At 33.8% G+C, this 23,993-nt stretch carries 26 protein-coding genes, 1 tRNA gene and 1 pseudogene; 18 read left to right on the top strand and 10 right to left on the bottom strand.

What is annotated here, in order from left to right:
- Nucleotides 1–27 precede the first annotated feature (27 nt).
- A tRNA-Ser gene (locus EW15_RS04645) sits at nt 28–114 on the bottom strand.
- A gap of 215 nt (nt 115–329) precedes the next feature.
- On the opposite strand from EW15_RS04645, the gene EW15_RS04640 reads away from it, so the two are divergent.
- From EW15_RS04640 to psaK, 8 genes are all read left to right on the top strand, one after another.
- Nucleotides 330–1,196 (top strand): inositol monophosphatase family protein, encoded by an 867-nt coding sequence (locus tag EW15_RS04640; RefSeq protein WP_038652532.1) that lies wholly within the window; start codon nt 330–332, stop codon nt 1,194–1,196.
- 42 nt (nt 1,197–1,238) lie between these two features.
- Nucleotides 1,239–2,414 (top strand): ATP phosphoribosyltransferase regulatory subunit, encoded by a 1,176-nt coding sequence (locus EW15_RS04635; RefSeq protein ID WP_038652529.1) that lies wholly within the window; start codon nt 1,239–1,241, stop codon nt 2,412–2,414.
- Nucleotides 2,415–2,544: 130 nt separating this feature from the next.
- Entirely contained in the window at nt 2,545–4,449 is a 1,905-nt protein-coding gene (gene htpG / locus EW15_RS04630; RefSeq protein ID WP_038652526.1) for a molecular chaperone HtpG, read from the top strand.
- Between the two features lie 45 nt (nt 4,450–4,494).
- Nucleotides 4,495–4,731, top strand: a complete 237-nt coding sequence (rpmB, locus tag EW15_RS04625) for a 50S ribosomal protein L28 (protein ID WP_011293839.1) — start codon at nt 4,495–4,497, stop codon at nt 4,729–4,731.
- Nucleotides 4,732–4,747: 16 nt separating this feature from the next.
- Nucleotides 4,748–5,302, top strand: a complete 555-nt coding sequence (locus EW15_RS04620; protein ID WP_038652523.1) for a peroxiredoxin — start codon at nt 4,748–4,750, stop codon at nt 5,300–5,302.
- Nucleotides 5,295–5,603, top strand: coding sequence for a DUF2499 domain-containing protein (locus EW15_RS04615; RefSeq protein ID WP_038652520.1), 309 nt, complete (start codon nt 5,295–5,297; stop codon nt 5,601–5,603). Before EW15_RS04620 ends, EW15_RS04615 begins: the two co-directional genes overlap by 8 nt.
- Nucleotides 5,600–5,944: a DUF3593 domain-containing protein gene (locus tag EW15_RS04610; protein WP_038652517.1), complete on the top strand. Its 345-nt coding sequence runs from the start codon at nt 5,600–5,602 to the stop codon at nt 5,942–5,944. The genes EW15_RS04615 and EW15_RS04610 overlap by 4 nt, the downstream gene beginning before the upstream one ends.
- Before the next feature lie 70 nt (nt 5,945–6,014).
- Entirely contained in the window at nt 6,015–6,275 is a 261-nt protein-coding gene (gene psaK, locus EW15_RS04605; RefSeq protein ID WP_011293835.1) for a photosystem I reaction center subunit PsaK, read from the top strand.
- A gap of 70 nt (nt 6,276–6,345) precedes the next feature.
- On the opposite strand, the gene dxs is transcribed toward psaK, so the two are convergent.
- The gene (gene dxs / locus EW15_RS04600) at nt 6,346–8,232 is read right to left on the bottom strand and encodes a 1-deoxy-D-xylulose-5-phosphate synthase (protein ID WP_038652512.1); all 1,887 of its coding nucleotides are present in this window, start codon (nt 8,230–8,232) and stop codon (nt 6,346–6,348) included.
- Between the two features lie 119 nt (nt 8,233–8,351).
- Between dxs and ilvA the strand changes: the two genes are divergently transcribed.
- The 3 genes from ilvA to EW15_RS04585 are packed head-to-tail and all read left to right on the top strand — an operon-like array spanning nt 8,352 to nt 10,777.
- Nucleotides 8,352–9,887: a threonine ammonia-lyase, biosynthetic gene (gene ilvA, locus EW15_RS04595; RefSeq protein WP_038652509.1), complete on the top strand. Its 1,536-nt coding sequence runs from the start codon at nt 8,352–8,354 to the stop codon at nt 9,885–9,887.
- A 56-nt stretch (nt 9,888–9,943) separates the two neighbouring features.
- The gene (scpB, locus tag EW15_RS04590; RefSeq protein WP_011293832.1) at nt 9,944–10,450 is read left to right on the top strand and encodes an SMC-Scp complex subunit ScpB; all 507 of its coding nucleotides are present in this window, start codon (nt 9,944–9,946) and stop codon (nt 10,448–10,450) included.
- 24 nt (nt 10,451–10,474) lie between these two features.
- A complete protein-coding gene (locus tag EW15_RS04585; protein ID WP_011293831.1) occupies nt 10,475–10,777 on the top strand; it encodes a YggT family protein in 303 nt (100 codons plus the stop codon).
- A 7-nt stretch (nt 10,778–10,784) separates the two neighbouring features.
- Here EW15_RS04585 and EW15_RS04580 read toward each other — a convergent pair whose 3' ends face one another.
- Nucleotides 10,785–11,114, bottom strand: coding sequence for a nucleoside triphosphate pyrophosphohydrolase family protein (locus EW15_RS04580; RefSeq protein WP_038652503.1), 330 nt, complete (start codon nt 11,112–11,114; stop codon nt 10,785–10,787).
- A 78-nt stretch (nt 11,115–11,192) separates the two neighbouring features.
- Between EW15_RS04580 and pyk the strand changes: the two are divergent.
- From pyk to ftsH, 3 genes and pseudogenes are all read left to right on the top strand, one after another.
- Nucleotides 11,193–12,617 (top strand): annotated as a pseudogene (pyk, locus tag EW15_RS04575) (pyruvate kinase); the annotation flags it as partial.
- Nucleotides 12,618–12,656: 39 nt separating this feature from the next.
- The gene (locus EW15_RS04570; RefSeq protein ID WP_038652497.1) at nt 12,657–13,886 is read left to right on the top strand and encodes an ABC transporter permease; all 1,230 of its coding nucleotides are present in this window, start codon (nt 12,657–12,659) and stop codon (nt 13,884–13,886) included.
- Nucleotides 13,887–14,026: 140 nt separating this feature from the next.
- Nucleotides 14,027–15,949, top strand: a complete 1,923-nt coding sequence (gene ftsH, locus EW15_RS04565) for an ATP-dependent zinc metalloprotease FtsH (RefSeq protein ID WP_038652493.1) — start codon at nt 14,027–14,029, stop codon at nt 15,947–15,949.
- Nucleotides 15,950–15,956: 7 nt separating this feature from the next.
- On the opposite strand, the gene clpP is transcribed toward ftsH, so the two are convergent.
- Nucleotides 15,957–16,547 (bottom strand): ATP-dependent Clp endopeptidase proteolytic subunit ClpP, encoded by a 591-nt coding sequence (gene clpP / locus EW15_RS04560; protein ID WP_038655183.1) that lies wholly within the window; start codon nt 16,545–16,547, stop codon nt 15,957–15,959.
- Between the two features lie 85 nt (nt 16,548–16,632).
- Between clpP and psb29 the strand changes: the two genes are divergently transcribed.
- Nucleotides 16,633–17,232, top strand: coding sequence for a photosystem II biogenesis protein Psp29 (psb29, locus tag EW15_RS04555; RefSeq protein WP_038655180.1), 600 nt, complete (start codon nt 16,633–16,635; stop codon nt 17,230–17,232).
- A gap of 143 nt (nt 17,233–17,375) precedes the next feature.
- Here the strand turns inward: psb29 and petN are convergent, their stop codons facing one another.
- On the bottom strand, nt 17,376–17,477 hold the full coding sequence (gene petN / locus EW15_RS10485) for a cytochrome b6-f complex subunit PetN (protein WP_071841048.1): 102 nt from the start codon (nt 17,475–17,477) through the stop codon (nt 17,376–17,378).
- Nucleotides 17,478–17,580: 103 nt separating this feature from the next.
- Here petN and EW15_RS04550 point away from each other — a divergent pair, with 103 nt between their 5' ends.
- On the top strand, nt 17,581–17,883 hold the full coding sequence (locus tag EW15_RS04550; protein ID WP_038652490.1) for a DUF2103 domain-containing protein: 303 nt from the start codon (nt 17,581–17,583) through the stop codon (nt 17,881–17,883).
- Nucleotides 17,884–18,182: 299 nt separating this feature from the next.
- Here EW15_RS04550 and EW15_RS04545 read toward each other — a convergent pair whose 3' ends face one another.
- A complete protein-coding gene (locus EW15_RS04545; RefSeq protein WP_225866608.1) occupies nt 18,183–18,470 on the bottom strand; it encodes a hypothetical protein in 288 nt (95 codons plus the stop codon).
- 206 nt (nt 18,471–18,676) lie between these two features.
- Between EW15_RS04545 and EW15_RS04540 the strand changes: the two genes are divergently transcribed.
- On the top strand, nt 18,677–19,021 hold the full coding sequence (locus tag EW15_RS04540) for a hypothetical protein (RefSeq protein ID WP_038652485.1): 345 nt from the start codon (nt 18,677–18,679) through the stop codon (nt 19,019–19,021).
- Nucleotides 19,022–19,032: 11 nt separating this feature from the next.
- Here the strand turns inward: EW15_RS04540 and EW15_RS11065 are convergent, their stop codons facing one another.
- Nucleotides 19,033–19,176: a hypothetical protein gene (locus EW15_RS11065; protein WP_197049704.1), complete on the bottom strand. Its 144-nt coding sequence runs from the start codon at nt 19,174–19,176 to the stop codon at nt 19,033–19,035.
- Nucleotides 19,177–19,209: 33 nt separating this feature from the next.
- The gene (locus EW15_RS04535) at nt 19,210–20,859 is read right to left on the bottom strand and encodes a glycosyltransferase family 39 protein (RefSeq protein WP_038652482.1); all 1,650 of its coding nucleotides are present in this window, start codon (nt 20,857–20,859) and stop codon (nt 19,210–19,212) included.
- A 146-nt stretch (nt 20,860–21,005) separates the two neighbouring features.
- On the opposite strand from EW15_RS04535, the gene EW15_RS04530 reads away from it, so the two are divergent.
- Nucleotides 21,006–21,203: a hypothetical protein gene (locus tag EW15_RS04530; RefSeq protein ID WP_038652480.1), complete on the top strand. Its 198-nt coding sequence runs from the start codon at nt 21,006–21,008 to the stop codon at nt 21,201–21,203.
- Nucleotides 21,204–21,509: 306 nt separating this feature from the next.
- Here EW15_RS04530 and secF read toward each other — a convergent pair whose 3' ends face one another.
- Together secF and secD are read right to left on the bottom strand one after the other, a co-directional pair.
- Nucleotides 21,510–22,475, bottom strand: a complete 966-nt coding sequence (gene secF / locus EW15_RS04525) for a protein translocase subunit SecF (RefSeq protein WP_038652478.1) — start codon at nt 22,473–22,475, stop codon at nt 21,510–21,512.
- Between the two features lie 26 nt (nt 22,476–22,501).
- Nucleotides 22,502–23,992 carry a protein translocase subunit SecD gene (gene secD, locus EW15_RS04520; RefSeq protein WP_038652475.1) on the bottom strand — a complete coding sequence of 497 codons (1,491 nt, stop codon included), beginning with the start codon at nt 23,990–23,992 and terminating at the stop codon, nt 22,502–22,504.
- Nucleotide 23,993: the final 1 nt, after the last annotated feature.

The following is a 23,993-nucleotide window of genomic DNA, read 5'->3' as shown; positions in this document are numbered from 1 at the left end:
TTTTTTATTAAAAGTTAGCTTGTTATACGGAGAGAGAGGGATTCGAACCCTCGATAGGGTTGCCCCTATACAGCATTTCCAGTGCTGCGCCTTCAACCACTCGGCCACCTCTCCTTGGAATCAGCCATGAAATGTCTCTCAAATGCTGAATTTAAATATATACCACAAGAGAGGTCTTGTTAAAAATTTAACTATCGGATTTATTTATTAAATACTTTTATACCAAACAAGTTCCTAGTAATCATTAATTTATTAATGAGAATAAATTGATTTAAAGATAAATAGAATCTACCAATAGTAGACGATTAATATAAATAAAAACAATAGTCATGGTCATACCATCTTGTAAAACCGCTGCTTTTAATGCAGGTCTAGGTAAAGATGAAATTAATAAATTATTAGAAATTGCCAAGCAGGCCGCAGAAATAGGGGGATCATCTCTAATGAATAATTATGGAAGGATTAAAACAATAAAATGTAAGGGAACTGCTGGAGATCTTGTTACTAATGCAGATATAGAATGTGAAAAATTAATAATAGAATATTTAGAAAAAGAGACTCCTTACATTTCTATTCTTGCTGAAGAAAGTGGATATAAGTCAAAGGATGGTGAATTAAAATGGTGTATAGACCCTCTTGATGGAACAACTAACTATGCCCATGGATATCCATTTTTCGCAACTTCAATAGGTTTAATTTGGAATAGCAATCCAATATTGGGAGCAATATCAGTACCTTCTTTGAATGAAATTTATTACGCTTCTCCAGAACACGGATCATATTGTAATGGCGAAAAAATAAATGTAACGAACACGAATTCCTTATCTGATTCACTCTTAGTTACAGGTTTCGCATATGACCGACGAGAAGTATTAGATAATAATTATTCAGAATTTTGTTGGCTAACCCATCTTACCCATGGGGTAAGAAGAGGAGGAGCAGCCGCTGTAGATCTAGCATTTGTAGCTTCAGGCAAAGTTGATGGTTTTTGGGAACGTGGACTTGCAAAATGGGATATGGCAGCAGGAGTACCACTAGTCGAAATGGCGGGTGGAATAGTTTCCAATTATCCTTCCGGAGATTTTGATCTCAATAACGGCAGAATTCTTGCTTGTAATCCAGAGATACAAAATGAGCTCATAAAAGAACTTGGAAAAATTAAACCATTAACCCCTAACTCTTATGGTGGAAAATAGTCTTAATTTATGTGATCCTTAAGAAATAAAAAGATTCAAATAATGACATTGCAACCTGCCTCGGGTGCGCGCGACTTAAATCCTCAGCAAGTAAGAAAGAACCATCTCATTGCATCAAAACTTTCCTCTCTATATCAACTATGGGGATATGAGCGAATATCACCGCCACACATAGAACGTCTAGACACACTGACGGCAGCTGGTGGGATTTCGAACAATGAAATACTAAAAATCGTTTCTGATGAACCTCTTGGATTAAGACCTGAAATAACAGCGTCAATTATTCGAGCTGCTTCAACTAGATTTAATGAATATGAAAGGCCACTTCGTTTTTGGTCAGCAGAAACATCATTCAAATGCAATCAAAGCATTGATGGTGGTATTGATATTGAAGAGTCATTTCAAAGCGGAGTTGAATTGATAGGAACAAAAGCAATTAATGCAGAAATAGAACTTCTATCTCTTCTCATCGAATCATTAGAAGTAATTGAAATTGATCAAAAATATAAAATGACATTGCTTATTGGAAATACATATCTATTGGAACTTATTTTAAGCTCATTTGATTCAACCAAGATAGACCAAATAAAAAAAATTCTCTGCGATCTTGATTACATAGCATTGACTACACTTGATGTAAAAGAAGAACAAAGAATGTTTATCAAAACCATCATGAATATGAGAGGAAAACCTGAAAAAGTGTTAACTAATCTACAAAACATATATGGCTCAAATTCATACATTGATAAACTAAAGGAATTATTTACCATTATTGAGCCATTAGCTAAAGAGAAAGGAATAGAAGTACAACTAGACCCTACATTAGGAACCAAATATAAATTATATAGTGGATTAACATTTTCTCTTGTTTCATCATCAACAAGTGCTCCTGTTACTATTGCTAAAGGTGGTAGATATGATGATTTAGTTAAAAAATTTAGTTCAAGCGCCCAAAATTGCTATGGAATTGGTTTTAGTATTAGCGTTGATAAAGTAAGAGAATTAGTCTCCACAAGCAAAGAAAAACTTGTTAATAATGTAAAAGTATTAATCGCATATAAGCAAAGTGTAAATTTGTATAAAGCATTAAAACAACAAAAGGAATTGCATAGAAAGGGGATTATTTCAGTAATTTCACATGAACCTTTAAAGACAAATGATGAAACAGATCAACTCTTAAAATCTAACAGATGTAATAAAATAGAATGGATAGATTGATATAAATTAGCCTTAAATTTTTAACAATTGTCAGGGATTGAAAACTATTGAGCTGTAATCAATAACACTTTTGCATTTAACGCCTAAATAGAAATTTGTATCGCTATGATAATAAAAATTTAGACAAGACATGCCCGTTAAAGAAGAAGGAACTATTCTTATTCACACAGAAAATATATTTCCAATAATAAAAAAAGCAGTTTACTCAGATCATGAGATATTTATTAGAGAGCTTATAAGTAACTCCGTAGATGCAATCAAGAAAAGAAAAATGGCCGCCTTTGCAGGAGATTGTGTCGCTGCTGACGATGAAAAAATAAAAATTTCGATTGACAGAGAGCATAAGACATTGACCATTAGTGACAATGGAATAGGAATGACTAGTGATGAAATTAAGAAATATATTAATCAAGTAGCTTTCTCAAGCGCAGAAGAATTTCTTGAGAAATACAAGCAACCCGATGATGGTTTTATAGGTCATTTTGGACTCGGTTTTTACTCAAGTTTTATGGTTGCAGAAGAAGTTGAAATAATAACTAAATCAGCAAAGAATGACTCACAAGCTATTCAATGGAAATGCAATGGATCGCCTCAATATACACTTGATGAATCAGATAAAGAAGAGATAGGTACAGATATAATTTTACATTTAATGGAAGAAGAAATTGAATATATAGAACCAAGCAGAATTAAGACATTAATTAAAAAATATTGTGATTTCATGCCTATTGAAATCTCACTTGAAGAAGAAGTTATCAATAAAATGAATCCGCCATGGAGAGAAAGCAAACAAAATCTTAAAGATGAAGATTATATTGAACTCTATAAATATCTCTATCCCTTTCAGGGAGATCCTCTCTTATGGGTTCACCTAAATACTGACTATCCATATAATTTGCAAGGAATATTATATTTTCCAAAGATAAGTGGAAGAGCAGATTGGGAAAGTGGTGAAATAAAACTTTTCTGTAATCAGGTCTTTGTTAGTGACTCAATTAAAGAGATAGTTCCTAGATATCTATTACCGTTGAGGGGTGTGATAGATTCACCAGACATTCCCTTAAATGTTAGTAGAAGTGCATTACAATCAGACAGAAGAGTTAAATCTATAGGTAACTTTATTGCTAAGAAATTAGCCGATAAGCTTAAAACATTAAAGAAGGATGAAACCCAATTTTATGCTGACATATGGGACTCAATAGCCCCCTTTATAAAAATTGGAGCTATGGAAGATGAGAAATTTGCCGAGCAAGTAAAAGATATAATTTTATATTCAACAACAAAAGTTCCTGTTGAAGATAATGAAGAGAATAACGAGTTGGTAAAATCTGGTTCAAAAATATTTACTACCCTAGAAGGATATAAAAATAGGCTTACTGATGAGAACAAAAAGATTTTATATTCAACAGATGAAGTCTCTCAATCAACAGCACTCAATATGTGGACTTCACAAGGTAAAGAGGTCTTAAAACTTGATACTGTTATTGATACTCAGTTTATTCCTTGGCTAGAGGAAAAAAATAAAGAAATAAATTTTGTAAGAGTCGATTCCGAACTGGACGAAAGTATTAAAGATGATTCGCCTGAGATTGCAGATAAAGACGGGAATACAAAGTCAGAAACACTTAAAAAAATTATTAGTTCGGCTTTAAACAATGAAAAAGTCACAGTACAAATACAGAATCTAAAAGGTGATAATTCACCACCTTCATTAATATTGTTACCAGAACAAATGAGAAGAATAAATGATATAACAGCATTAATGGAACAGAAACTGCCTGGTCTTCCCGAATATCATAATTTAATAGTCAATTCAAACCACCCACTTATTCAAGGCTTACTCAAGCTAAATTCTAACCAAATAGTTATTGAAGGATCTAGTAAATCAGAAGAAGGTCGATTAGCTAGCGACATCGCTATACATGTTTATGAGATGGCAAAACTATCAATTGGAGGGCTTGAGAACAAAGATATAGCAGCTTTTCAAAATAGAAATGCTGAGCTGCTAGGGAAATTAATGAAAAATTTCGTATAAACTCAACCTCATTTGATAGAATAAATAAACGAATAAGATTAAAAAATGTCTAGAGTTTGCCAACTTACAGGCACAAGGGCTAATAACGGAATGTCAGTCAGCCATTCCCATATCAGAACTAAAAAATTGCAGCAAGCAAATTTGCAGCAACGTAGATTGTGGTGGGAAGAAGAAAACAAATGGATTAATATAAGAGTTACGACAAGAGCACTAAAAACTATTCAGAAAAAAGGTTTAGGAAAATATGCCAAATCATTAGGGGTTGATTTAAACAAACTTTAAATTTGATTTTTATCAAATGAAAAGAAGTGAATTTATAAAATCCTTTATTTTATTTTCTACTATTTTATTTATTAAACCTTCGAGACTATTTGCAAGTATAAATTCAGTTAAAATTGGCCAAAAGGCACCCAATTTTTTGTTGAATGGATATAACAAAAACAGCCCAAATAAAAAGGAATGGTCATTGGATGATTTTTCAAAAAAATGGTTAGTTTTATATTTTTATCCTAAAGATTTCTCAAGTGGTTGTACATTAGAGGCTAAAAATTTTCAGGATAATCTTGCTAAATATAATAAAATTAATGCCTCAATAGTTGGGATCAGTGCAGATAGTGAAGGAGAGCACGAATCATTTTGTACATCTGAAAATCTTGGATATACATTACTATCAGATGCAAATTCAGAAATTAGCAAGTCATACGATTCATGGTTAGATCCCTACTCAAAAAGAAATACATTTCTAATCAACCCAGAAGGTATAGTTGTATATAAATGGATAGGAGTAAGACCAATTGGACATGCTCAAGAAGTTTTAAAAGAGCTTACTAAACAACAAAAAATATATGCATGAACTATCTCTAGGAACATGGTTTATCCATATTGCGACTCTATTTGAGTGGGCAATTGCAATAATAATAATTGACTATATTTCATCAATAACCAATAACAAGGCTTTGGGTTATTTTGCTTTAGCAATGTTGCCAAATTTAGCTAGTGCTATGGCAGCAATCACATGGCATATATTCGACAACAGTATTGAATTAGAAGGATTAGTTGTACTACAGGCGGCTCTTACAACTTTAGGAAATATATGTCTTGCATTTGCTGCTTGGAACTTGTTTAGGTCTGAGTCATCACAATCGAACCAATGAATGTTTCAATTCTTAGTCTTGATTCAATAGCACGAATTGACCCAAGTCCATTTTTCGTCATTTCACTAATCCCTTATCTAGTATTTCTGCGTTACGCTGGCAAAACAAAAGCGATACCAAAAATATCATTTATTGGCTTTAAGTTAACTCTTTTATTTGTATTCATGACGATTGTTTTTGCAATAATCGCACAAATTTATTTTGGGGATGAATTAACAAATGTTGATGTACTGCATGGACTAGCAGAATCGTTCTTAACGATTAGCGATGCATTTGTTGTTTACGGTTTTGTTTTGATGCTCCAGTCATTTAAAAATAAAGCAGAAGTAAAAAACTCTTAAGAGCTAAGTAACATTTGACGCAAAATCAATCTTTATGGTTGATAATGTAGTTATTCAATAGGGATAAAAGATGCTCACAACATTATTAGCAGCAGCTGATCCAGTGACATTTCAGTGGTCTCCAAAATGTGCCGTTGTGATGATCATTTGCAATATACTTGCTTATGCAATTGCAAGATCAAATATTGAAAAGCCAAACGAAGGGTTCCCAATTCCTAATTCTCAATTTTTTGGTGGGCTAAGTCATGGTTCTGTTGTAGCCGCAAACTGCTTAGGTCATGTTTTAGGAATAGGATCAATATTGGGTCTTGCTGCTAGAGGCGTTTTATAAATTAAGTTTCTAAATTAGATAGAAAAAAAAAGGATTATTAATCAATAATCCTTTTTTTATTGTTTGATAATTAATTAAAATTAAATTTATTTCTAATTTGATCAGCCATCATTTCTGGTGTCAAGCCAAGCGATTCTTTGCTTTGTTGTGGCGTTGCATGATCAACTAATTTGTCTGGTATTCCAATTCTTAATGTAGGGACAAAAATATCATTATCATTAAAAGATTCAACAACAGCAGATCCAAAGCCGCCCAATAGTGTTCCTTCTTCCATTGTTACTACTTTGCCAATTCTTTTTGCTGCCTCATGAATAGTATCCTCATCTAATGGTCTTATGAAGCGAGCGTTAATAACAGTACTATTGACTCCAAATTCTCTCAGTATTGCTGCTGTTTTAATTGCTGGGAAAACCATAGAGCCATAACCAATTATCAATAAGTTATCACCCTCTTCTAGAGTCTCAGCTTTACCAATTTCTAGAGATTCCCATCCTTCCTCCATCAAAGCGGCACCTTCTCCAGAGCCTCTAGGAATCCGTAGAGCTGATGGACCATTGTGATTAATACAGGTAACAAGCATTTGCTGCAATTCAGCCTCATCTTTTGGAGCCATGACAGTAAAGTTAGGGATGCACCTTAAATAACTAATGTCATATTGTCCTTGATGAGTTGGGCCATCAGCACCAACAATTCCAGCTCTATCTAATACGAAAGTTACAGGTAAATTCTGTATTCCAATATCATGGATTAACTGATCATATGCTCGTTGTAAAAAAGTACTGTAAATGGCAACAACTGGTTTAATGCCTTCGCAAGCCATTCCCCCAGCGAGAGTTACAGCATGTTGTTCTGCTATACCAACATCAACATATTGATCAGGAATAGCTTTCTGTAAAAGATTCAAAGCTGTTCCTTCTGCCATTGCAGCGGTAATACCTACAATTTTGCTGTCTTGCTCGCAAAGTTTTACTAAAGTTTGGCCAAATACCTTGCTAAAACTTGGAGGTTTAGGAGTTTTTGAAGGAATAGATTTTCCTGTTGTTAGATCAAAGGAAGACTGAGCATGATAACCGACCTGATCGGCTTCGGCATACGGATAACCTTTTCCCTTTGTAGTAGCGACATGGACCATTACAGGTCCACCAACTTTATGCGCAGCATTAAATGTCCTAGTCAATTCAGAAATATCATGTCCATCTACAGGACCCATATAAGTAAAACCCAATTCCTCAAAAACCGCACCAACACTAGGAACTGCTAAACGTCTAACGCTACCAGTAAGTGATTTAAATTCCTCTTGGATAGCATCTCCCATGAAAGGAAGATTTTTCACACTTTCTTGGACACTGTCAGATATGAATTGAACAGGTGGGCTATGACGCATTCGATTTAAATAAGTCGATAATGCTCCAACAGGAGGAGAAATCGACATATCATTGTCATTTAGGACAACCAAAAGAGGAGTTTTTGGAAGATGTCCTGCATGATTAATAGCCTCTAAAGCCATTCCACCTGTAAGAGCACCATCTCCAATTACTGCAACACATTTATAATTTTCACCTTTTCGGTCTCTTGCAATAGCCATACCAAGAGCAGCAGAAATTGATGTGCTCGCATGACCAGCTCCAAAATGATCAAATTTACTTTCTGATCTTTTTAAATAACCAGCTACCCCTTTTTGCTGTCTGAGAGAATCAAAACGGTTATATCTTCCAGTAAGTAACTTGTGTGGATAAGCTTGATGCCCAACATCCCAAATAACTTTATCTACATCTAGGTCTAAAGTCTGATATAGAGCAATTGTTAACTCCACAACACCAAGACCTGGACCTAAATGCCCACCACTAGTAGAAACTACTTGAAGATGCCTTTCTCTAATTTGGCAAGCAACATCTTCCAAATCACTAATGGCTAAGCCATGAAGCTCATTCGGATGACTTAACTGGCTCAGACGCATATAACTCTGAGATTGAATCTCTCCAATCTACGAGGTCTACCGTACATTTTGATAAAACTTGCACAAGAACAAATGGAATGTAGAAAACAAAAGATCCAAAAATCGTTAAAAAACTAGATATGGAGGACTATTTACAGAAAATACTAAGAGCTCGCGTTTATGACGTTGCTGAAGAAACACCACTAGAAAGGGCAAAAAACTTAAGCAAAAAATTCGAAAACAACATTTGGTTTAAGAGAGAAGACCTTCAACCTGTCTTTTCATTCAAGTTAAGAGGTGCATTTAACCGCATGTCTCAGCTGAGCAAGGAAGAGCTAGATAAAGGAGTAATTGCATCAAGCGCTGGAAACCATGCACAGGGAGTTGCGTTAAGTGCATCATTCCTGAGATGCAGAGCAGTAATTGTTATGCCACTGACAACTCCCGTTATGAAAGTAAGGGCAGTTGAATCACACAAGGCAGAAGTTATTCTTTTCGGTGAAACTTATGATGAATGCTATGAAAAGGCACTAGATATATCTAAGAAAGAAAATCTAACTTTCATACATCCATTTGATGATCCTGAAGTCATAGCAGGACAAGGAACAATTGGTATAGAAATACTTAGACAAAGTCAAACTCCGCCTGATGCGATTTACATAGCTGTTGGAGGCGGGGGACTTATTGCTGGAGTAAGTGCGTACGTAAAAGCAATATGGCCAGATACAAAGATTATTGGTGTTGAACCAGAAGATGCCTGCGCAATGACACTTTCATTAAAGGCAAATGAACCTATTGAGCTTGAGAGTATTGGCCTTTTTGCAGACGGAGTTGCGGTAAGGAAGGTAGGAGAAAAGACGTTCTCGATTTGCAAAAAAAATGTTGATGAAATGGTTACTGTAAGTACTGACGAAATTTGTGCCGCGATAAAAGATGTTTTCGAGGATACAAGATCAATTCTTGAACCAGCAGGTGCATTATCTATAGCTGGCTTAAAAAAACATGTTGTAAATAATCAGTTAAAAAACAACAACCTTGTTGCAATAGCTTGTGGTGCAAATATGAATTTTGAACGACTAAGATTTGTCGCAGAAAGAGCCGAATTAGGTGAAGAAAAAGAAGCTATGATTGCAGTAGGAATACCAGAAAAAGCCGGCAGTTTAAAACTTTTATGCAAAACACTTGGTTCACGCAGTTTAACTGAATTTAGTTACAGAATGTCACAAGGTAAAACAGCTCAAATATTTATGGGTGTTGAAGTTTCAAATAATAATGATAGGGAATTATTAACAGCTGAGATCAAAAGGGGAGGTTTTGATTGTCATGATTTAAGTAATGATGAATTATCAAAAGTTCATCTCAGGCATATGGTTGGTGGCAGGCTACCAAGATCAATAAGTCAAATATCTAAAGGAGAATACACAGAATTACTATATAGATTTGAGTTTCCTGAAAGGCCTGGAGCCTTAATGAGATTTGTTAACTCAATGAGACCAGAGTGGACAATAAGCATCTTCCATTATCGAAACCATGGCGCTGATACGGGAAGAATAGTAATAGGTGTACTAGTAAACGATTCCGAGATTCAAGCTTGGAATGAGTTTGTCAAAAAAATAGGTTATAAAAATTGGGATGAGACAGATAATCCAGCATATAAATTATTTTTAGGTGCATAGTTTAATTAGACACGTTAATTTTGGATATACAGAAAAATAATTTTGGTTTTAATGTTATGAGTGAGAGCATACAAATTTCATTACCAGCGAAGATTGAGGCAATCCTCTATCTCAAAGGAAGGCCAACATCATCAAAAGAGATGGCTGAATTACTGGATAAAGATATTGCTGAAATTGAAAAAGCACTTTGGGAACTTAAGGCTGGATACGCTCAGCGTGACACTTCTCTAGAAATAAACGAAAACAAAAGTCATTACAGCTTGGAATTAAGGCAAGGGCTAGGTGAGTTGGTTCAAGATCTCCTTCCAGCAGATTTATCGATTGCGACATTAAGAACATTGGCGACTGTTGCACTCAAAAAGAAAATACTCCAATCAGAGTTGGTTGATCTCAGAGGATCTGGCGCATACGATCACATTAAAGAGCTTGTAGAAAAAAACTTCGTTGAAAGAAGGCGGCAAAAGGATGGACGTTCTTTCTGGTTAACTCTCTCAGAAAAATTTCATCAAACATTTTCAGTGTTACCTGAACCAGATCAAGCAGAAGACAAAAAGGCGGCGTAATATAATACAAAAAATCAAAGGCTAATGGGCTACGAAATTATTCCGACAATTCTTCTTGTACTTTTAAAAACACTTGGAATTTATTCAACAATATTAATCATTAGGGTTTTGCTGACATGGTTCCCAAATCTTGATATGAGTAATCCCATACTTGTAAATTTGTGTGCTATTACTGATCCTTATCTAAATTTTTTCAGAGGAATTATACCTCCATTAGCAGGCTTAGATTTATCTCCTATTTTAGCTTTTGTTGTTATTAGAGTCGTTCAAGGAATTCTAGGAAATGCAGCTGCATTGGCGATGGGAGGATTTCAAATGTATGGATAATTTAAGATCATCGATCATCGCCGCTACCTTGGATTTTTCCTCGAGATTTTCGGCTGTTGAGCTTTTGTAGGTTTGCATGAGCTACATCTTCCAATTCATATCCCAGCTCACTAGAGAGCTGGGATATGTACCAAAGAACATCACCTAGTTCAAATTTAATTGCATCCTTACTATCTTTATCAAATACACCCTTTTTGTCTCTTAGAATTTTCTTTACTTTGTCAGCAACCTCCCCTGCTTCACCAACAAGACCTAAGGTTGGATAAATAGCATTGCTACCAACATCAGGATAAAGAGCTGTCTTACGAGATTCTCTTTGGTAATCATTTAATTCCATCTTTATTCTCTTGAAAAAGTAAAGTTGACAAATAAAACACAATCAGATGTTAGTTTTTTGTTATCACAAGTCACATAAATGAAAATACTCGACCTAGCCAGAAGGACCAAGATTGTAGCTACGATAGGACCCGCAACGGAAAGTGCGAGTCAAATAAGCAAGTTAGTAGAGGCCGGTGCGACTACTTTTCGTCTAAATTTTAGTCATGGTGATCATGAAGAACATGCTCAAAGAATAAAAACAATTAGAAAAGTTTCTGATGATCTAGACATTCACATAGGAATCCTTCAGGATCTTCAGGGGCCTAAGATTAGACTTGGTAGATTTAAAAATGGCCCAGTTAATGTCAAAAATGGCGATAAATTTATTCTTACATCGAAAAATATTGACTGTAATCAGGACCAAGCAAATGTCACGTACGACAAGCTAGCTGAAGAAGTAAATGTTGGAAATCGAATTCTGTTAGATGATGGAAGGGTAGAGATGAAAGTTGAAGAAGTTGATTTAAAAGATGAAAGGTTAATTTGTTCAATAACCGTGGGTGGGGTTCTATCTAATAACAAAGGAGTAAATTTCCCTGATGTTCAACTCTCCATAAGGGCTTTAACAGAAAAAGATAAAAAAGATCTAGCATTTGGTTTAAAACAAGGTGTTGATTGGGTAGCACTAAGTTTTGTAAGAAATCCTTCTGATTTAATAGAAATAAAAGATTTAATTAGAAATCATGGATATGACACTCCAGTAGTTGCGAAGATTGAAAAATTTGAAGCTATTGATCAAATAGACGCCGTCTTAAAATTATGTGATGGAGTAATGGTAGCCAGAGGGGATCTCGGGGTAGAGATGCCCGCAGAAGAAGTTCCATTGTTACAAAAGCAACTCATTAAAAAGGCAAACAGCCTTGGCATACCGATTATTACGGCCACACAAATGCTTGATTCAATGGCCTCAAGCCCAAGACCTACAAGAGCAGAGGTGAGTGATGTAGCAAATGCCATACTCGATGGTACGGATGCCGTAATGCTCTCAAATGAGACTGCAGTTGGTGATTATCCCATTGAGGCTGTGGCAACTATGGCCACTATTGCGAAAAGAATCGAAAGAGATTATCCACAAAAAGCACTGGAAAGTCATCTTCCAAGCACAATTCCAAATGCTATTAGCGCAGCCGTAAGCAGTATTGCTAGACAAATAAACGCTGCAGCCATAATACCTTTAACAAAAAGTGGTGCAACTGCAAAAAATGTAAGTAAATTTAGACCCGCCACTCCTGTACTGGCAGTTACTAATGAAAAAAGTGTTGCCAGCACACTTCAACTTGTCTGGGGAGTTACGCCACTTCTAATAGAAAATCAAACAAGCACGTCAAAAACATTTGATGATGCTATGAATATGGCAAAAAAAATGAAAATTCTTAAGCAAGGAGATCTTGTTGTTGAAACAGCAGGAACACTTTCAGGCGTAAGTGGGTCAACAGATTTGGTAAAGGTTGGGATAGTTAGTTCAGAACATGAGAATGAATCTCTTTTTATCTAAAAAAATATGAAAAGGAAGCTCCGTCTAACTGAAACAACGGGAATGGCAATAAAGAATCTTAAATCTAATAAGTTTAGAAGTTTATTAACAATGCTTGGAATAGTGATTGGAAATGCTTCTGTTATAACGCTTGTAGGAGTTGGAAGAGGGGCACAGAATCTTGCAGAAAATCAATTAAGCAATCTAGGTGCAAATGTTTTATTCGTTGTACCAGGTAGTAATGACACAAGAAGAAGAGGAGTAGCTTTTCCAAAAAACCTTGTTCTTAAAGATGCAAAAGCAATAGAGGAGCAAGTGCCAACTGTTAAAAGGGTAGCTCCACAAATCACTTCAAATGAAGTCATTCAAACTGGTTCTAAAAGCACGAGTAGTTCTATTTCAGGAGTAACAAATGATTTTTTAATTGTAAGAAGCTTTGAAATTGCTAAAGGCCGATTTATTAATGAGCAAGATACAAAAGGGGCCAAAAATGTAGTTGTTATTGGACCAGATCTTGAAGATAAGCTGTTCAATAAAAAAGAAGGTTTAGGGGAGAGAATAAGAATAAAAGATCAGTCTTTTGAAATTGTTGGAGTAATGAAGCCTAAAGGTGCTGTTTTTGGAAGCAATCAAGATGAGAACGCTTATATTCCTCTATCAACGATGGTTAGTAGAATTACTGGTAAAGATCCAACTTATGGTATAAGTCTTAGTTTCATAAGCGTTGAAGCAATAAATGAAAATTCAATAAAGGCAGCAAAATTTCAAATAACAAATTTATTGAGGCAAAGACACAAAATAATTAGAGATGATGATTTTGCTGTTAGATCACAAAAAGATGCATTACAAATAGTATCTACGATTACGGGTGGTTTAACATTATTGCTAGCTGCGATAGGGGGGATATCATTAATAGTTGGAGGGATAGGAATTATGAATATAATGTTGGTCTCTGTAAGCGAAAGAACCGAAGAAATAGGGCTTAGAAAAGCTTTAGGGGCGAGGAGATTAGATATTTCAACACAATTCCTAATAGAGTCATTAATTCTATCTAGCCTGGGTGGAATAGCAGGAACAGGCTTAGGACTCACAGCAGTAAAAATCGTATCTTTATTATCACCTTTGCCTGCAACAATTGGATTTGGAACTGTATTTATAACTGTTTTCATATCAGGTACAATAGGTTTAACCTTTGGTGTTCTTCCAGCAAAAAGAGCTGCAAGGCTAGATCCAATTACCGCGCTAAGAAGTTTATAAATATAATATTTTATATAAAAACATTCTAAATTTTATTAACTTTAGAAACATGATTTTAAAATATTTCTGATAAACAGATGAAAGCATCCAACAGAAAGGGGCATTGCACTACTAGAATTGACTGAAAGTTTTAAAGAATTATGGATAAGAAATGGAAGGTTATAGCTCTTTGGGTGATTCCAATAACAATAGTAGTTTTAATTACGTTCCAAATTATTGGCTCTTCATCCAATACTCAAGTAAATCAAGCGAGTACCTCTAATCCATCAAGAAATGCACCGGTTGCAAAGATAAGCTATGGAAGATTTCTTGATTACGTAAAAGCAGGAAGAGTCACTTCTGTCGACATTTACGAAGGTGGTAGAAATGCAATAGTCGAGTCAGTTGACCCCGAAATTGATAACAGAGTTCAACGATTAAGAGTTGATCTCCCAGGCTTAGCGCCTGAATTAGTTTCCTCACTCAAAGAAGAGGGAATAAGTTTTGACATTCATCCACCTAGAACAGCACCAGCAGGAATTGGAATTCTCGGCAACCTCCTTTTTCCAATAATTCTGATAGGAGGATTGATTCTACTTTCAAGAAGATCAAACTCAATGCCAGGGGGACCAGGACAAGCAATGCAATTTGGTAAAACAAAGGCAAGGTTTGCAATGGAAGCTGAGACTGGTGTCAAATTCGATGATGTAGCGGGAGTAAACGAAGCCAAACAAGATTTAGAAGAAGTGGTCACTTTTTTAAAACAACCTGAAAGATTTACATCTGTAGGAGCTCAAATTCCAAGAGGTGTTTTACTAGTTGGTCCTCCAGGAACTGGTAAAACTCTCTTAGCTAAGGCTATTGCAGGAGAAGCAGGAGTACCATTTTTCTCCCTTTCTGGCTCAGAATTTGTAGAAATGTTTGTTGGTGTGGGTGCTAGTCGTGTCAGAGATTTATTTAAAAGAGCAAAAGAAAATAGTCCATGTTTAATTTTTATTGACGAAATCGATGCAGTAGGGAGACAGAGGGGAGCTGGAATTGGAGGTGGAAATGATGAAAGAGAGCAAACACTCAATCAACTTCTAACTGAGATGGATGGATTTGAGGGTAATAGTGGAATTATCATCATCGCAGCAACTAATAGACCAGATGTTCTTGACTCAGCATTAATGAGGCCAGGTAGATTCGATAGACAAGTAACCGTTGACGCACCAGACATATCAGGGAGATTATCAATTCTTAAAGTTCACTCAAGAAATAAAAAATTAGAAAAGGATTTAACTTTAGAGAGCATTGCAAGAAGAACGCCTGGTTTCACAGGCGCTGATTTAGCCAATTTGCTAAACGAAGCAGCTATTCTCACAGCCAGAAGAAGAAAGGATCAAATAGGTCTTTCTGAAATTGATGATGCAGTTGATCGCATCATTGCGGGTATGGAAGGAACACCTTTAGTAGATGGAAGAAGCAAGAGACTCATCGCTTACCATGAGGTTGGTCATGCCTTAATTGGATCTTTAGTAAAAGATCACGATCCTGTACAAAAAGTAACTGTTATCCCAAGGGGACAAGCACAAGGTTTGACATGGTTCTCTCCAGATGATGATCAGTCTTTAATAAGCAGAGCACAATTAAAAGCAAGAATTATGGGAGCTCTTGGTGGTAGAGCTGCTGAGGATATTATTTTTGGTAGAGAAGAAGTTACAACTGGGGCAGGAGGAGACGTGCAAATGGTCGCATCAATGGCAAGGCAAATGGTTACGAGGTTTGGGATGAGCAGCCTCGGCCCAGTCTCTTTAGAAGGTGATAGTCAAGAAGTATTTGTAGGAAGAAGCTTAATGAACACATCTGATATATCAGATGGAATTTCAAAGCAAATAGATGAACAAGTCAGATTAATAGTTAAAAAGTGCTATAGCGAAACACTTGAATTAGTCGAAAAGAATAGATCAGCTATGGATAAATTAGTTGAAATATTAATCGAAAAGGAAACTATGGATGGTGATGAATTCTGCAAAATATTATCTCAATATACTACTATCCCTGAGAAAGATAGATTTATTCCTGTTCTTCCAGATACAAAATAATTATATTTCATACTGAATTTACAGGCCTTTTATTAAATACGTTATCAATAATTCCATATTCGATGGCTTCAGATGGAGACATATAAAAATCTCTGTCTGTATCCTCTTTAATCCTCTCAATAGGTTGTCCCGTTCTATCAGACAATTCTTTGTTTAATTTATCCTTTATAAACAAGATTTCATCAGCCTGGATCCTTATATCACTCGCTTGACCTCTTGCACCTCCGAGTGGCTGATGAATCATTATTCTTGAATGGAGCAAGCTACTTCGCTTTCCTTTTTTTCCTGCACAAAGCAGAAAGGCTCCCATACTTGCAGCGAGTCCAACGCAAACGGTATGAATATCAGGCTTTACGTGTTGCATTGTGTCAAAAATCCCAAGGCCGTCATAAACAGATCCACCTGGAGAATTGATATAGAGAAAAATATCTTTATCTGGATCGTCAGCCTCAAGGAAAAGGAGTTGAGCAACAATTCGGTTAGCAGACTCACTTGTTACTGGTTCTCCCAAAAAAACTATTCTTTCTCTTAAAAGCCTTGAATAAATATCAAAGGCTCTTTCTCCTCTTCCAGATTCTTCAATAACTATTGGAATCATTGAACGATAATAATGGTCGGTTTTCATGATCCTAGCTAAGTCGCGGGATAAGCTAAGGTCTCTTAAGAATTATCTAGGTTTGGCATTGAGCGTTAGAGCAACAATTTCAGACAGCAAATCTGATTTCCATAAGGAATTTCCTTATGTCATACCAGCGATTTATAGAAAGCTTGCAGATGAGCTGCTAGTAGAACTTCACCTGTTGAGTCATCAGAAAAACTTTAAGAAAGATTCAATTTTTTCTACAGGCTTAAAAGAAGTATTTAGTAAATTCACAAGTGGGTATAAACCTAGAGAACATATTACAAAGCTATTCGACGCAATCTGTAATTGCAATGGTTTTAATCCTACGGAGATAAATAACTCCTCAGAACAATTAGTTAGCAAGGCGAAATCATTTACAAAAGAAGATTTAAATGATTTTCTAGCAAAAATGACCAGCGATAAAAAAGAATATGACTACTATAGTCGTATAAATGCTATCGGTATATATAAGTTGGTCAGAGAAATGGCGTTATTTAAGGATGTAAAAGAAGAAGAGATTAATAAAGAAATAAATGAAATATCGAAGTCGCTGGGCTACCAATATTCAAGGGTTGAGAAAGATATAAGTATGTATAAGTCTAATATTGAAAAGATGAAACAAGCTTTAGAAATTATCGCATTAAACATAAAAACCAAATAAGATTAGATATCATTTTTTTCTTCTTTTATCTTTCCAGTCAATATAACTAATATATATCACACCTATAGTGATAAAAGACAACAGAGCAATAGAGGTAAATGATAGAAAACTATAGAGATTAAAGTCTATAGTCATAATTATGCCTATATATCAATAGAACCATCACCGTTTCTGCCCCAAACAACCATTGCTATAGAAAAAGTGAAAATCGCAGCTAATGAAGCCCATCCCAAAGTAAAGATCATGACTAAGATTATTTTTTTAAATTATAACTTATCAGAAAGGTTAGAGTACTTTACCCCAGAGAAATTTAAATGAATTAAGAAATTCGACATAAGATATCAAAAAATGGGAAGACTTGTTCAAAACCACAGCACAAATATAGAAGGCTTAATTAAGTGGTTGAAAAAGATTGCATCAATCGACGAGATAAAAACAGTTACACCTGCCTCGCTATCAAAGACTAATGGAAGAGGAGAGAAACTTGATATAAAAGTTACTGTTAAAACAAAAGAAGGTTACAAGCTCCTAGCCAGGAAAGGTAAACTTGTACAAGAGGTCTTTCTCGTTACAAGGTTGGATGAAAGTGAAATTAAAAGAATAATTGAAAAAACTAATCCAAAGTCTTATCGGAAAAAGAAAGGTTCTTAGATGAAGTATGGTGATAGTAAGAATTTTTATTTTGCTTAGATACACACTCAGAAAGTTCTCTAATGATATCTTCTTTGATCACATTCATCGCAAAATCAATATCGTATGAGTTATCTGCCATAGAAATAGTAAATAATAATATAATCTAATTCACAAGTTTAGAGAAGCTCTATTAATTAATAAAGAAATTATAATTCAATTAAGTTAAATATAAATAACATAAGTTAAATATTTAAAATATTTTTTCTTATAAAAATGCTCAAACTAATATAACTGAAGGAAATTAAAAAGATTTAACACTAGAGTTCATATTCATTTTTAAATTTAGTTAAATTAGTTAAGTAAAGTTCATGAAGTTTAGTGGTATCATCATTAAAACCTACTTCCTTATACATTTGGTCAAGCGAGAGATAGGTACTCATTACTGGTAAAAATGCAGACTTATATTCTTCTTGTATGTCATCCTCATCTATATCATGTATTATGGCGGTAATTAATTCTATTTGTTTCTTAGCTAATGAAATGTTTTTCTCTAATTCAGGACTAAGTTTACGTCTTCTTTTTGCCATTGAATACAATTCATCCACAAAAATAATACACTATTTTTAATCGAAAAATCAATAAGATAATTCAAAGAATTAGAAAGAATAACAGAATAAGAGTAAATACTCATAAAAGAAGTAAACGACTATACCATTTTTATAAAAATGGTATATATTTCAATTGGTACAATATCGATGCGATAATAGCCCAAAAATATTTTATTAAAGGGCTAACTAATCTAACTATCAATATGAAAAGTAAACCAGATAAAAACCAAACAAAACTTCCATGGTGGGTTGAACTCTTATTTGTTCAAATCGGATTACCTGATTCTTGGCTTTCTAAATATCTCAAGAAGAAAAAAGAAACATTAAATTTCATTGATGAAAATAAAAAATATATAGTTTATTCCGCGATATTAATTGCAGGGATATTATACATATATCCAATAGTCAGGTACACATCATCAAGTTCTTCATGCATAGATAAAACTACAAAGTATCTAAAATCAAATAATATAAATAGATCTCAAAATGAAATAGACATAAATTCATTAGCAGTTGGATATTGCCATGGTGGTTCCTTGCCCAAATAATCACAACCTATTCATTTAGATTTTTTACCATCAATATCATATGTTGGTTGATGCTTAGGAGGCTTTCCCTCAAGTAAAGGAATAAATCTAGAAATAAACCTACCCATAACAGGAACCCAAAAGTTTGTGTAGGCATACTTAAGTATCTTATTCATTTTAATATGTCGAATCAAAAGAATTAGTATTAATTATTCAGCAATATTCATTAATAATAAGTGATTGTCAAATTTTTTAACAGTAACAAAGATTTTGTTAAGATTTAATTTTCCTAATAAATTAGCATTAGAAGTAATTACATATTTATATTTACTAATTATTTCATAATCATCTACAATCCTAGAGGATGGCAAATAATATGAAAGTAAAGTCTGAACCTTACTATCAACGCTGAATAAGTAAATGGTATTAGAGTTTATTATTTCTGACACACCAGTATCTTTCAAGAAAAGTTTTGTATTATAGTTAGGATTACCTAGTACACCAAAATTAAACAATAATGATAAAGAAATATATTGAGGTATGATTATATTGTAAAAGAAATTAGTTAGATTAGAATTTAGATATTCAATGTCAAATAGAAATCTAAGTGAAGTAAGGTAGGATAACAATATCAATGAGATAAGAATATAAACTAATAAAGGAGAACCCTTTGAATAAAGAATAACTAAGTCTGTATATTTAAGAATAGAAAATAATAGAATAGATGATATTAGTAAAAGGATAAAAAAGAGTAGATATCTTATAGTAGAGTATGAGAACGAGAATCTAGATGAATTAAATGTTATGTAGTTACCAAAGATTATGGATAAAGAAGGTAGAAGAAAAAGATAATAATGAGGATATGATGTAGACATAAATAATAATAAGATTAAAGATGAAAGAGGATAAAAATAAATCAATAATGGATATCTGGCCTTAAGATTAGATTTAGTAAATACAAAAAGAATAAGAAGTAATAGTCCAATAGGAAATGTTAAATAAAGAAAATTCAAAGGTAAAAGTATTAAATTGTTAGAAGCAAATTCACCAATAGCCTGTTTCTTAGCAAAATGAAAAAGGGATGTAATTCCAGAGATGCCAAACTTTTGAAAAGAAAAATAAAGATTGAGAAATGTGGGTATAGCCCCTAGAGCTATTCCAGTAAAAAATAAAAGTGTAGAAGTAAATTCTTTTCTATATAGATGATAAAAAATAAAAGGTAATAGTCCTATAAAAGGAACAAAGGCCATATAACTTCTAATAAAGAAAGATGTAGAAATAAAAAGTCCCGAACAGAATAAATAAAAATAATGAATTCTATATTCAGAAGAATCTAGTGATTTAAGGAAAAATAAAATAACTAATAAAATACATAGCACAAATGGCAAGTCTGGACTCGCATATCTTGAATATTGAATCCATAATGGCATTGATGAAAGTGAGAACAAAGAAATCAATGCAGACTTACTATTTGTAATTTTTAATGCTATTAAATACGAGGTTATCAAGCAAAGAAAAGAAGAAAGAATACTTGGAAGCCTTAGAGCTAGTTCACTATTTCCAAACAACCTTATAGATAATGCTATAAACCAATAACTGCCTAATGTCTTATGGTGAGGGGATGTGAATGGGGGGGAAAACCAATTAGCAGAGGATTCAATCAATCTTGCTCTTCTTGCGTAAAGTCCCTCATCATGAGCGACAAGACTTTGAGTAGAAAAATCGATAAGGAAATAAAGTGATATAAAAAAAAGAACAAAAAAGAAAGGTAAAATAATTCTTTTATTCTTTAAAAAAAAATTTATGACTACTACTTTAATCTTCTTATAGTTAATAACATTAGATAGAGGAATCTGCATGGTCGAATATGATTAAAACTCAAACGTTCATTTTTAATGAACTACACTTAAATCAAATTATATACTTAGTAATTTGATTTGGGAATCTAAAAAGTGTAAAATAATAACATCATGTATAATGAAAGATATTATAAGACTTAGCAAAGATGGCAACCGCAAAGGAAAAGAAGGAAGAAGTAAAGGCATCTCTCAAGATCTTACGAACTGAGCTTAGAAAAATGCATTTAGGAGTAACAGAGGAGTTAGCCCTCCCAGAGCCAACAGAAGTTAAAAAATTGATGACTCAAATGGAGGAGCTATTAGTGGTAATTGAACCCAAATCATCAAGAAAAGCAAAAAAATAAAACTTCTATTTAATTTTTCAAAAGAGATAGGGGAAATTAACAGTTACTAAATATATAATCATATGATTAATTCTATTATCAGACTTATTTATTTTTTTTTAAAAGATAGGGGCTTGTGATTAGTATCATAATTGCCAACGGGTGTTCAGAGATAGTATAAAAAAGAGACGAAAAAGTAAAAACATCAATTAGAATCCTAAGGTCAATTCTTAAATCATACATTGAAAGTATAATTAAAAAGATTTGTAGCCAATTGTATTTAAAATAATTAAAAAATCTACCAATAGAAATCAAGCACATATTTAATCAATCAAGGTTTTTATTACTTGTTATTGATAACATTGAAGGGGCTAAAGCTATACTCGACCAAGATCCAATTATAACGCCGATTAACAAAGAAAATGCAAACCAATACAATGTTGATCCTCCAAAAATCAATATACATATTAATGGAAGAAGTGTTGTAAGACTTGTATATAGAGTCCTTGTTAATGTTGCGCCAACGGCTTTATCAATCTGATATTTAAAACTTAATTGATTCTCCATTGAACTTTTCTCTCTGATCCTATCAAAAACAACAACAGTATTGTTTACTGAATACCCTGCAATGGTTAAAAGAGAAACAGCAAATAAGGAGTCGACCTCTACATTAAAAAAATATCCCAGCCAAGCAAATACACCACAAACAATAAGTATGTCATGCAAAAGAGCAAATAATGCTAAGAATGAGTATCTTCGATCATATCTAAAATTAATATATAAAGCTATTCCAAGAAAAGCAAAGAATAAAGAAATTAAACTGCTTTTAAGTAATCGCTTACCAAGACTTGGACCAATAATTTCAACTGAAGTATTTTCATTTTTAAATGGGCCAAAATGTTTATTAACCTCTGCCACTACAGACTCAGATTGATCTGCAGACAAAAATGGAAGCCTAATTGATATTAATTGTGAATTATCAAGCAATTGAATTTGTGATCTGGATAAGTTAGGAGATGTATTTAAACTGAAACTTTTATCCTCTTTTTTTAAAGCGACTATATTATTAGAAATTTCACTTGTATTTATGCTAATACAATCATCAGTACAACTCCTCTCTAAGATTATTTGAGTTCCTCCCGTATAGTCTAAACCAAGGTTTAAAGGAGCCTTAATAGAAGAACTTTTAAGGCAAATTAGCATACCAATTATTGAAATCAAACATAAGGAGAATGAAACAAACCAAACATATTTTCTATTTTTATAGATTTGAACTTTTAAATTAGCTTTCATAATTTAATAAATTTGAATTAGTGTTGCTATTGAACGTTGATAGATGTTGGTGGTATCTGATTAGCATAAATAAAGTTAGAGATTTTTCGAAGACCTTGAAAACTCATTAGGAACTTCAATATTGCTTTTGTACATGTTAAGGCAGTAAATAAGCTCAACACAACCCCAATACCTAAGGTGGCTGCAAAACCTTTAACAAATCCAGTTCCTAAATAAAATAACGTAATGCAGCTTATTAAAGTAGTTAAATGACCATCAATTATTGATGAAAAGGCATTTTTAAAACTTGCATCTATTGACCGAATCAAAGTATTTCCGTTGAGTAGTTCTTCCTTTAATCTTTCAAAAATAAGAACATTGGCGTCAACGGCCATTCCTATACTTAATATAAATCCAGCTATACCTGGAAGAGTAAGAGTTACTGGGAGTAGTGCATAAATAGAGAGAGTGAATAGCGAATAACAAGATAATGCCAAGACGGCAACAAAACCAGCTAGTTTATAGATAAAGATCATAAAAATAGCTACAAAAAACAGGCCTGTTAGAGCAGCAAAAAGACTTAGACGAATATTTTGTGTACCTAGAGAAGGGCCTATTGTTCTTATTTGAATTATCTCAATAGGTAGAGGTAATGCACCTCCCCTTAATTGAACTTCTAAATTCCTAGCATCATCAGCAGTAAAATTACCGCTTATAGTTGCGGCCCCTCCAGTAATACCTGCAGTTTCAAATTGCTTACCGACACTTGCTTCGCTATATGAGATCCCATCAATAACAATTCCAAGCAATCGAGAAGTGCCAGCGATGGATTTTGTGAGATCTGCAAATAATTCTCCGCCATCATTATTGAAGCTTAAAGTGACCTCCCAATTATTAGTATTTTGATCTTGTCGTCTGCCTGCATTTATCAAATACTGACCGGTTAATGATGTTGGTTCAAAAAGACCTGCTATTTCAGTACTTATTTTATTCCTTAAAATATTAAATTCAACTAAATCTAATATTTGGTCAGATTGAATATTATATTTTTCGAATAACTGATTAATATCATTGTTAATATTGATCTCCTTTAATAACTGAGATGAATTATTATTCTCTTCCAATAGGTTAATTATAGACTCAACACTATTTCGTTGAGTTTGTAAATCTCTTAATTGAGCAGCTGTACCATTTTTTTGTATTCTGAATTCCAATAGAGCAGTTTCTCCTAATACTTTCGCTGCCCCTGAAGGATCTTGTTCCCCGGGCAGTTCTAATAACAATTGATTTGTTCCTACAGTTTGAAGTTGAGAATCTGAAACTCCTAAGCCGTTTACCCGCTTATCAAGAACAGCCTTAACTCCTTCTATTTCGCTAGGAGTAATTTTTGTAATTTCCCTAGTAGGCTGAACCTCTAGAGTTAGTTGACTACCTCCTCGTAGATCCAAACCTAATTGGAAAGGAATATTAGTACATATAAAAATACTAAATATTGCAAAAATGATAACGAAAAGAAACCAGTAATTCTTTTTGCCCATT

This window comes from Prochlorococcus sp. MIT 0801 (assembly GCF_000757865.1).
GTDB lineage: Bacteria > Cyanobacteriota > Cyanobacteriia > PCC-6307 > Cyanobiaceae > Prochlorococcus_B.
This window is presented reverse-complemented; position numbering and strand designations above follow the sequence as displayed.